The following is a 7,907-nucleotide window of genomic DNA, read 5'->3' as shown; positions in this document are numbered from 1 at the left end:
TCTTCGGCTAATAAATAATCTCTATATAGTTCAAATGCATCAAATCTTTTCATAGAATAAAGATCGACTTTCTGTCAAAAAAATGAAAATTCAAAATTTTAATAGAGCGATAGCTCAGTTATTAATCAACAAACAACTCTTCATGCATAATCTGTATTTATTCATTATCAGTACTGTATTATTATTTTCTAATAATGCATTTGCGCAAACCGATCATATTAAAGGTGTGCTTAAAACCAATCAGAATACTTTAAAAGGGTATGTCAGAATGTATAAAAGTGTGGGACATGTCGTAAAAAAACGTTTCAATCCTTCTAAATCAGATATTAGAAGGCAATCATATGATTTGGAAGAAACCCAAATTCAAAATGAGTTATCTTATAATACCCCCTCAAGCTTTACAGCACAAAGAGCCTATTATTTTCCTATGGAGGGAGAGGAGCAGAACATTTATTTCACTCGTGATTTAAGTGAACCTGAACAACGACTAGAGTCTTACAGGTGTAAATCTTTTGAAGATGAAAAGGGAAACTTTTATGAGGTGGTGACGGTGGCGTTGGAAGCCGAGGAGAAGTCAAACGAAGAAGGAGCCAAAATGAAAACTACTTTGATGGGACTAAGAATCGAAACTGGAATTGTCAGTATTTATCAAGTACGTTATCGTGATCATGCGGTCTATATACTTAAAAGAGATCATCAAGATGAAGTCATTACACTCGAAAAGAAAGAAATCAAAGCACAATTACAGCGTTTTATGTTTGATGATAAGGAGATAGTAGAAATGATTGATGAGGAGAAGAAATGGGATATTGTAAAGGTGATGAACATAGTAAATTCATATAATATTCGAAATCTAGAGAATATACCTAATTGAAATAAATGCAATAAAAGGCCTTACAATTACATAAAATGTAGATATAGGTATTGAAAATAAAATAAATACATAAAATTACTATCATTAACAATTAAACTGTAACTCAATTTTTGAAACTGACGTTAATTCAATCGAACGAACAATAAATTACTTTATGAAAAACAACTACAGTGCTACTTACTGTAATATCTTATTGATTTTACTAATGATCGCACTTTTTACTATGAATAAAGTGCAAGCACAAACTACAGTTTTGCAATTAGGTGGTTGGGATAATTCAGTTGAATTTTCAGCCTGGCAACAATTAGGTAAAAGTGATTGCAGACACTGGCTAAATGTTAGGGCAGGGGTAAATGACTGGATGTCACCTGCTGTTCCGTCTGATGTCAACACTACGAAAATGAACGGAAATTATTCCCTTTCATTGGGATATGGTTATCAGGTGTCTGATAAAATAATGCCCTATCTCACTATCAGAAAAGATATGAACAAACTTGAGAATATTGGGTTTGTGACAGGTGTTGATATTCAGACAAATAACCGTTTTAACTATACTGTTGGTTTTACTTCCACTCATGATATCAATAAAGATTGGAACAGAAGTAACGCTTGGGTAGATGTCTATTATAGAATAGGTAATAACGGTTGGAAAATAGGTATGGAAGCCGCAGTTGATATGAACGGAGGTGTTGGTTTTCTATGGATGATCAATAAATCCATCAATTGGGCTAAACAATAGAATTAGTATGAGATAGTTTTGAATTTGTACTTAGTACTTAAAAAGAGAATAAATATATAGTGGTTATAGAGAGTAATATGTTTAGCAATGGGGATTTTCCCCGTTGTTAATAGCCTACTATGAATTAGAATTGTATGTGATTAGAAAAAGTGAAAAACAAACATATTTAGATGTTTGGGATTGTTAAAAAGATCAAGAGTTAATTTTATTGACCTCCATGATTGTTCATAAATTACGTAACTGTACTCTTTGAAGGTCATCAATTCTGATGGCCTTCTTGTTTTTCTGCTTTTTTAATGAAAAAATTATTCGAGTACCTTTTGAACTAAAAAATTAAAAAAAATGTATGTAATAGTAGACAACCAAAAATTATTACACTTATGCAATTGAAAAACCACTACCACTGTAACTTTTGTGATTTTGATTTAGAGGATTTTCCTATTATCAAAGTAACTACGAATGTAACTGAACCTACTTTAGCGGATGTACAAGAGTATCAAGTCTTGAAAAAAGAAATTTTTGCAGCAATTGATCAGAAAGTAGTACTTATTTTTGATCCTTCTTCTGTAAAGTGGATGCCTGCTGATGCTAGAATTGCACTAGGAGAGGGTGTAAAACATAGCGAAAAACATTATAGTCATATCATACAGAAGGCGTATATGGTCATTCCTAATCTTGTTTTGAATATTCTTTTTAAAGGAGTAGTTTTAGTATCAAATACGAGTTTGAAGTACTCTATCCATAGATCTTATGATGAGGCTTATAGATGTGCATTTGCAGATATGAAGTCATTAGCGGCCTAATTTTTATCGTCTATATAGCTTACTTTAAAGCTTTTAAGATAGTCTTCAGGAATATATTTCAACTTTTTCCGAATTTCTTCTCTATAGGCAACAAGCTCTGGAAATGCATAAAAGAAAGAAACTTTCTGTTCTCTTAGTGTGCCTTTTTCTTGAATATCATCCATTACAAAATAAGTCCAGGATTCGGCGATGTCCTCTTCAGGGCTTTCTGCAGCATAATCTGTAACAAACATATCAGGAGCATTGAGATAAAAATCAAAAAGCTTGTTTTCTCTTTTCCTTTGATTTCTAATCATATCTATTTTATCCCATTGGAAAAGAATTTCATTGGGCCAGAATTTTGAAACAAACAGCCCTAAATAACTGTCCTTTTTTGCATACCCCTCAGAGGTGAGATACCCTTTTGATTCATCTTGATATTCATCTTCAGACGGTTCAACCTGAGTGTTATTCAAGGTGAGCAGGTGCCCGAATTCATGTATCAAAGTATGCTGATAATCAATAATCTTCTTTTTGTCAGTTTCCTCAAATGATAAGTCAGCAATATCAATTTCTAATTGCCAGTCTTTATTACTCTCATTCATTTGTGTCATTCCACCTAAATCACCCTCCTCACCATCAGTGTAGATTCTTAAGCGTTTTACATATTTATTCAGCATTGTTTCTGGCAACAAATTCTTAATAAATACCCAATATTTAGTGCCTAATGTGTTATCATAAGTCTGATTTTCAATAAGCTTTCCATTTTCAATTGTCCATATTCCTATATCTTTTCCTACTTTTTTTTGCCCAAAAGTAGTGTAACTGATAAAAAAGCAAAGGATAAAGAAAGATACTTTCATAATTGTAGAGGATAAATGTTTTGAGATGAGGTATGTTAAAAGTGTAATCTTATGTAAGTAAATTTAAGTAAAACGATAAAAATATTATAGCAACTTATAACGAAGTGATGGTAATTTTGATTGAAAAAATCCCCTTTCTGAAAACCATAGAGGAATTAGAAAGGGGGGAAGTAGTCACAAGAATTATTTATTCTATTTATCGAAGTTCTTCGTCATATGCGATATAGTAACCTGCTCCATAGGTTGAGCAGTAATACACTCCTTTTTTGTGATAGTCAATTTCAAGGGCATTGATTCTGTCCGATTGAATATTACCCGTATTAATTTTTTTCCAAGTCTTACCTCCGTCTAGTGACCTGTAAATACCTGGGTTCATCATTCCCATAGTTCCATCTGATGGAATAGCGGCAAGAATAATGTTAGGATCATATTTAGCGGTAGTGACTAAGCTGGCAAACTTATAAGGAATAATTTGTTTCCAATTTCCATTTGATCTTACCCAAACTCCACCATTTTTGTTGTTTCCATCAAACGTTCCGGCTGTGATATACAGCTTATTGTCTTTTGAGAAATGTATGTCGTGTACACTTACGATTCCTTTTGGAAGATCTACTTTCTCCCAAGTAGTTTTCTTTTTATTCAATTTAAATAATCCACCCGGTTGATTCTTTTTACCCATTACAGCGGCATATAAATCACCTTTGTTTGCAGGGTCGTACTCAATTTTTTGTACATGACCTTTTTCAGGTAATCCGTCATTGATTACATCAAAAGTCTGTCCGGCATCTTTTGTTCTGTAGATACCGAAATCATTGAATTTTCCTCCTTTGAACTTCACATTATGTACCACTCTTTTTTGAGGAATGACAAAGTAAAGGTGATCATTTTCGACAGGATCAATGCGTAAATGACTTTGGTGGATGATCATATTGAGAGGGTTTCCTAATTCTTTAGGATCGAAAATTCTACCTTTTGGCGTCCAATTTTGACCTCCATCTTTGGTTTCCATCATTTGACCAAAGTAAGCCTGTCTGAAGAATAATGCATACATGTGGTTCACATCATTAGGGTCAATTGCCATAGTTCCCACAGAACATTCAGCAGGTTTTTGTTTATTAGGAATACTGATTTTGTAAACAGCTTGAGCACCTTTTCTTACTAAATCGCCATCGTTTGTAGTTTTGAAAATTGAATTCTCACCAGCACATAAATAAAGGTGATCTTTGATACGCTCATCTTGAATAATCTCCTCACCCGGCAAGTTGCTGTTGCCAGCGCCCACCCAATGATGATTACCCGGCTTCGTTTCTTTCTCATCATTTTCTAACCAAGTGTCTCCATTATCATTTGAAACACAAACAATTTTAGCCACTTGATACATGATCGTTGTGCCATCAGCATTGAATTCTGCCACTGCACCCGCTTTACGGTCATAAGCATCACGCTCTTCCCATTCATCTTGACCAACCCAATCCACATTAATAGAAGTTGGATTATTTCTAGCATCCCAATGCGCTTTATCTCTGCCATTCCAATCTTTGCCATTTCTCAAAGTTACATACCAATGTTTACCTCCATCATCAGAACGCCAAAGCATACCGCCAGGGAATGTGAATTGTGATTTATAGTTATTGATCACCAATAAGTGATTCGGATTAGTGGGGTTCACACGGATCATACTCACCGAATGCATCAACTGATTAGGTGCTTTAGGGTACTTCTCTTTTGCTTCTTTTGCAGTAATGCCAAACCATTTTCCTAGAGCAAATTTATAATACCCTTTTTGAATGTTAGGGTTCTTTAAAATCGCCTTATTGATTGGCATATTGGAGTTGATATTTACCCATGATTCTCCCTCGTCTTCACTCTTATAAACACCACCATTGTAGGCAATTGTGTTTCCATTTGGAATATACTTCACAAGGTCTATAGCATATAAAATCACTTTCTTAGTTTTAGCATCATAATACATATCCATAGAACGGATGATGTCATTATCCATACCATTTTTAGCTTTTAGCTTCCATGATTTTCCACTGTTTTCAGAGATGTAAAGACCGAAAGTTGTAGCGGCAAATACTTTATTTGATTGGGCAGGGTGAACAAAGATTCTAGTAATTTGAGTTTTTGCATCAATTCCTTTAGGAGTGATACTTTTCCAAGTTTGACCTTTATCCGTACTTTTCCAGATTCTAGCTTGATGTCCATAATCTGGGTTGCCGTCATTTCCTTTTCCTGCTTTACCTACTTTTACCTTAGAACCAAATACACCGTGAGGATGCTTGTTGGTATGGAAAAAGTGGTTGGAATCTCTAATATTACCTGATCCTGCATACCAAATGTTGTCGTTTGTAGGATCAACTTTAATTGTGTTCACATGAATATTTTCAAACTGAGCACTGACCAATTCATTGATTTTCCATGTCTTTCCTTTGTCGTAAGTAAAGTACATGAAATTAGCGTCTTCAATCGTACAAATACCAAAGTTTTCATCTTGTCTAGAAAACTCGGGAGCATAGATTTCTACTGGTCCTCTTCTTCGAGTTCTATACGATGGACCATCAGGATCCATAATGCCTTCATACGTTTCGCCTTTGTCAGTTGAGCGGTAAGAGTTACCCATATTCGGTCCTTGGTAAACAGTGTTAGGGTCTGTAGGGTGCCAATAGATATGGTAGTTGTTTCCTGATCCGCCAGGCCCGAATTGTTGCCATTTTACGGTAGGAGTAGACTCTATGCGAGTATTATCCAGCTTAGAGAAATCAACATTCCCTTGAGCGAATAGTAGCGAAGTCATCAATAGAAATATATTGAATAAAACTGTCTTCTTCATTTCAAAAAATATCTTTTAAGTAGTCTGTTGTTTTGTGTATTATTTATTTTTCTAAACTAACGCGGTGAATATTTCAACTAGAAGTCGGAGACTTCATTTCATCTCTCAAGCACAAATGACGCTGACGCTTAACATTTGCGCTAGGAGTACAGAAACCGAATCACTGGCGCGGATGTTAAGCGAAAGCGTCATCCGTGCCTAATGATCACCAGAAATCTCCCGATTTCTAATAAAATTGTGTGCTTTAGTTCAGAATACTTTTACTTTAATTAAAGTGATTCTTAGGCTTTTTCCCTTTCATCTGCTCCTCATAAGTACCTCTTAAAAATGGCTTTTTATCTTCAGCAGAAGAATTTCTGTCGAATAATACACCGTACTTTTGGTAATCATTATAATGTACTGCATTTTCTTTCAACTGTTTCACTTGAGCATCATACAACGCTCTCATTTTATGCAGTTGTTTTTGGTATTTCTTTTCCGAAATCAAATTCGTCATTTCTAGGCGATCTTTCCCGACATAGTACAATTCCTCAGTAGGCTTCATACGATCATCTTCGTACTGCCAATAGATGTATTTCCAGTCTTTTGTGACTACTGACATCTCTTGAATTTCATCATTGCCGAAAAAGTTCATCAATGGAATATGATCTCTTTTGATTCCTTTTTTCTTATTCATTAATGGAATAAGGTTTTCACCGTCCATATTATTTGGTACATCTAAACCTGCCATTTTAAGGATCGTTGGAGCAATGTCAATACTAGAAGTTATAGTTTCTCTTTGACCACCTTTTGCTTTCATTCTTGGGTCAAAAATCAATAAAGGAGATTTAGAAGCCTCTTCATAAGGCAATACCTTTCCTCCCAAATTATGAGCACCACAACTATAACCATTGTCACCTGCATAAATGATGATGGTATTTTCATCTACTCCCAATTCCTCTAAAGATTTACGAATCATACCAATCGCATAATCTACACCATGAATCAGTTGATTATAACGTTTAATGGCTTCTTGATAGTTTTCTTCCGTATCTCTCCAAAACTCATACTGTTTGTACTGTCTCCCTGTTTTGGCTTGAGGAGCTAAATGTTCACCATTTTCAGCACCATAGTTGGCCGGTTTTTTATATTTTTTCCCTTCATAAACAGCATCAAAATAAACGTCAGGCGTGAATGGTAGGTGAGGGGCTTTGAAACTGATCGACATACAGAATGGTTTTCCAGAATCTTTGGCTTCAGCTATAAAATCATGTGCCCAAGCGGCGTACGCTCTTGTACTATGAGGGTACTTATCAGCGTATTTTTTAATGTATTTATTCTTGGCTGTTTGATATTTAGTTTGGCCTAAACCACCTGCCCAAACATCAAATTGATCTACAGGAAGCACGTCCCAATTTTTGTCAGAAGGATCAGTGCCATCTGAAACCGCAAAACCAAATTTACCGGCAAAACCTGTAAAGTAACCTGCATCACGAAGGATCATTGGGAAAGACTTTTGGAAAGTCGCCTTTCTCATTGGACCATGCTCAAAATTACAACCTGTTTTGTATTCAAACATCCCAGTCATATAGATCGCTCTACTCGCCATACAGATAGAAGTGGTGTTGTAATGATTCATAAATTGAACACCTGTTTCAGCCAATTTATCCATATTAGGCGTCACCACTTGATCATTGCCATAACAGCCTGTAGCGATACTCGTGTGATCGTCAGAAAGTAAGAAGATGATATTGGGACGTTTGTTTTCTTGGGCAGATAGTGATCCTATCGTACCGAAAAAAATCATCCATTGAAGTATATATTTTAGTTTCATTGC

At 35.2% G+C, this 7,907-nt stretch carries 6 protein-coding genes; 3 read left to right on the top strand and 3 right to left on the bottom strand.

The window, feature by feature from the left end; all coding sequences use genetic code 11:
* The first annotated feature begins 82 nt into the window (after positions 1-82).
* The 3 genes from HHU12_RS18070 to HHU12_RS18060 all read left to right on the top strand — a co-directional run bounded on the left by HHU12_RS18070 (position 83) and on the right by HHU12_RS18060 (position 2,416).
* Entirely contained in the window at positions 83-874 is a 792-nt protein-coding gene (locus tag HHU12_RS18070) for a hypothetical protein (RefSeq protein ID WP_169658140.1), read from the top strand.
* Positions 875-1,028: 154 nt separating this feature from the next.
* On the top strand, positions 1,029-1,613 hold the full coding sequence (locus HHU12_RS18065; RefSeq protein WP_169658139.1) for a hypothetical protein: 585 nt from the start codon (positions 1,029-1,031) through the stop codon (positions 1,611-1,613).
* Between the two features lie 380 nt (positions 1,614-1,993).
* The gene (locus tag HHU12_RS18060; protein ID WP_169658138.1) at positions 1,994-2,416 is read left to right on the top strand and encodes a hypothetical protein; all 423 of its coding nucleotides are present in this window, start codon (positions 1,994-1,996) and stop codon (positions 2,414-2,416) included.
* On the opposite strand, the gene HHU12_RS18055 is transcribed toward HHU12_RS18060, so the two are convergent.
* From HHU12_RS18055 to HHU12_RS18045, 3 genes are all read right to left on the bottom strand, one after another.
* On the bottom strand, positions 2,413-3,258 hold the full coding sequence (locus tag HHU12_RS18055) for a putative zinc-binding metallopeptidase (protein WP_169658137.1): 846 nt from the start codon (positions 3,256-3,258) through the stop codon (positions 2,413-2,415). The genes HHU12_RS18060 and HHU12_RS18055 overlap by 4 nt on opposite strands.
* 196 nt (positions 3,259-3,454) lie before the next feature.
* The gene (locus HHU12_RS18050) at positions 3,455-6,091 is read right to left on the bottom strand and encodes a hypothetical protein (protein ID WP_169658136.1); all 2,637 of its coding nucleotides are present in this window, start codon (positions 6,089-6,091) and stop codon (positions 3,455-3,457) included.
* Positions 6,092-6,356: 265 nt separating this feature from the next.
* Entirely contained in the window at positions 6,357-7,904 is a 1,548-nt protein-coding gene (locus HHU12_RS18045) for a sulfatase family protein (protein WP_169658135.1), read from the bottom strand.
* Positions 7,905-7,907 lie beyond the last annotated feature (3 nt).

Source organism: Flammeovirga aprica JL-4 (assembly GCF_012844305.1).
Taxonomy (GTDB): domain Bacteria; phylum Bacteroidota; class Bacteroidia; order Cytophagales; family Flammeovirgaceae; genus Flammeovirga; species Flammeovirga aprica.
The sequence above is the reverse complement of the archived record's forward strand: the minus strand, read 5'-3'. Positions and strand labels throughout refer to the sequence as shown.